This is a genomic window from Achromobacter sp., from assembly GCF_049647645.1.
Classification (GTDB): domain Bacteria; phylum Pseudomonadota; class Gammaproteobacteria; order Burkholderiales; family Burkholderiaceae_B; genus Achromobacter.
Map to the genome: position 1 here is coordinate 1 of NZ_JBARYB010000187.1, position 2,503 is coordinate 2,503.

The 2,503-nt window shown below is 68.7% G+C and carries 2 protein-coding genes; both read left to right on the forward strand.

Going from position 1 to position 2,503, the window contains the following annotated elements:
• Positions 1 to 561 precede the first annotated feature (561 nt).
• Positions 562 to 1,224, forward strand: coding sequence for a response regulator transcription factor (locus WBB14_RS21310; RefSeq protein ID WP_424241590.1), 663 nt, complete (start codon positions 562 to 564; stop codon positions 1,222 to 1,224).
• Positions 1,221 to 2,503, forward strand: a 1,283-nt coding sequence (locus WBB14_RS21315; protein ID WP_424241591.1) for an ATP-binding protein, incomplete at its 3' end; no start/stop codon positions are given. The genes WBB14_RS21310 and WBB14_RS21315, both read left to right, overlap by 4 nt.

The window sequence follows — 2,503 nt, forward strand, 5'->3', positions numbered from 1 at the left end:
GCGATCGGCCGTCCAGCGTCAGGGTTGCCTGCCGGGCGGTGGCGCGCGTGTCGGCGGCGGCGGCCGGCATGGCGGGTGTCGCGGACCAGGCGGGGGCAGCTTGCAACGCTGCCGTCAAGGCAAGGGCCAGCAACAGCGGACCCGCGAACCTGGGTGAAGAACTTCTCGAAACGCAAACTTCAACGGCTGGAAGATGACGCATCACTACTCCTCGAGCGGAGGAAAGGGGGAGAAGAGGGACTACGGCGTGAGATGGGGCGGATCCGGGCCGACTGCTAACGCGTACTCGAGGGCGGGGGGGTGTTGCCCAGGTGCGGTGCGGCGGGTGGCGCTCATGGCGCGTTCCGGGGATGCCGGTATCGGCGGGATTCATTTAACTCGTATATACAAGTACAGTCAAGATGGCGATCTAAAATCCTCCACTTCAGTCCATGGCTGGCCATGCGCTCTCCGCAAGGGTCGGCCGGCCGCTGCCAGGCGGGCGCTTGCGGCATGGATTCTTAATAAGTTCTTAAAACGCGGCCGGCATGCTGCCGCATCGTTGATGGTCCTGGAGTTTTCTTGCGTGTCCTGCTAGTTGAAGACGACGCCATGTTGGGCGACGCCGTGCACACCAGCCTGGCGCAGTCTGGCGCCGACGTGCAATGGGTGCGCGACGTGGCGCAGGCGCGGCTGGCCCTGGTGGAGCACGGCTTCCATGCCGTGTTGCTGGACCTGGGCCTGCCTGACGGCAGCGGGCTGGCGGTCCTGAAGCATCTGCGCGCGCGCTACGACGCCACGCCGGTCCTGATCCTGACCGCGCGCGACCGGCTGAGTGAACGGATACAGGGCCTGGATGCCGGCGCCGACGACTACATCGTCAAGCCATTCCAGCTGGACGAGTTGCTGGCCCGGCTGCGCGCCGTGGTCCGGCGCAGCAGCAACGCCGTGGTGTCGGCGCTGCGCTGCCGCGACGTGGTGCTGGAGCCGGCCAGGCGGGCGGTGACGCGCGCCGGCATCGAGGTCAGCCTCAGCGCGCATGAATACCGGACGCTGCTGGCGCTCATGGAGCGCGCCGGCCACACCGTCAGCCGCGAACAGCTGGAGGCCGCCGTCTATGGCGATAGCGGCGCCATCGAAAGCAATACGGTGGCCGTCTACATTCATCAGTTGCGCCGCAAGCTGGGCGACAAGCTCATCGTTACCGTCCACGGGCTGGGCTACCGCATCGAGACGGCCGAATGAAGACGCTGCGCAAGCAACTGACGCTGACGCTGCTGTTGACGATGGCCCTGTCCTGGATCGCGGTGTTCGCCTTCCAGCAGTACGAAGCCACGCGCTCGCAGACCGGCGCGCGCGATCAGTGGCTGCACGACGCGGCCAGCCAGATGCTGGCGTCGCTGCCGGTCAGCCTGCTGGGCAACGACGCGCCGTCCGAGCGTTTCACCCCGCCCGCGTCCAGCCGCGTCGACGGCGACAAGGTCCGCTTCCACTTGTGGTCGCTGGCCGGCCGCCGGCTGCTGCTGCGCTCGCCCGATTCGCCCGAGCAGCCGCTGAGCGGCGGTTTCCAGGACGGCTATGCCGATGTGCACGCCGACGGCATGGATTGGCGTGTGTACGCGATCTCCGACGCGCAGGGGCGGGTGCAGGTGCAAGTGGCGCGGCCGCAGAGCGAATTGCGCGCCCAGTCGCTGTACAGCCTGAAGCGCGGGCTGGTCATCGTGTCTGTCCTGTTCGTGCTGTTGGCCGTGGTGAGCTGGAGGGTGGTCGGCCGCGCGTTCCGCAAGGTGGACCGCGCGGGCGCGGCCATTGCGCGGCGCGGACCGTTCGACCTGGCCCCGCTGCCCATGGCCGGCATGCCGGGCGAATTGCGTCCCTTCATCCGCTCGATCAATCAGCTGCTGCTGCGAGTCAAGGGCGGCATGGACCGCGAGCGCCGCTTTCTTGAGGATGCCGCACACGAGCTGCGCACCCCGCTGGCCGCGCTGAGCGCGCACGCGGAACTGGTGGCCCGCAGCGCCGGTTCCGCCGATGCGCCGGCCGCCATCGAGAAATTGCGCCTGGTGGCCCAACGCACCTCGCGCCTGTCGGAACAATTGCTGGACCAGGCCCGCATGGATGCGCTCAGCGCCAGCGCGGACGAGCCCGAGCTGGTCCAACTGGATGCGCTGGTCGCCATGCTGGTGCGCGACTGGGAAACGGACGCGACCCGCAAGCAGCTGCGCATCCAGCTGGACGTGCAGGCCTGCGTCGTCCGCGGACGGCTGGACGCCTTGGGCGTGCTGGTCCGCAACCTGCTGGACAATGCCGTGCGCTATACGCAGAGCGGCGGCCAGATCGCCGTGTCCTGCGGACCATCGCCGGACGGCGGCGCCTGCCTGCGCGTGGCCGACGATGGCCCGGGTATTGCGCCGGAGGAGCGCGCGCGGGTGTTCGACCGTTTCTATCGCGCCCCGGGCAGCGCCGCGGGCGGTAGCGGCATCGGCCTGTCGCTGGTGGCGCAGATTGCGCAGCAGCATGGCGC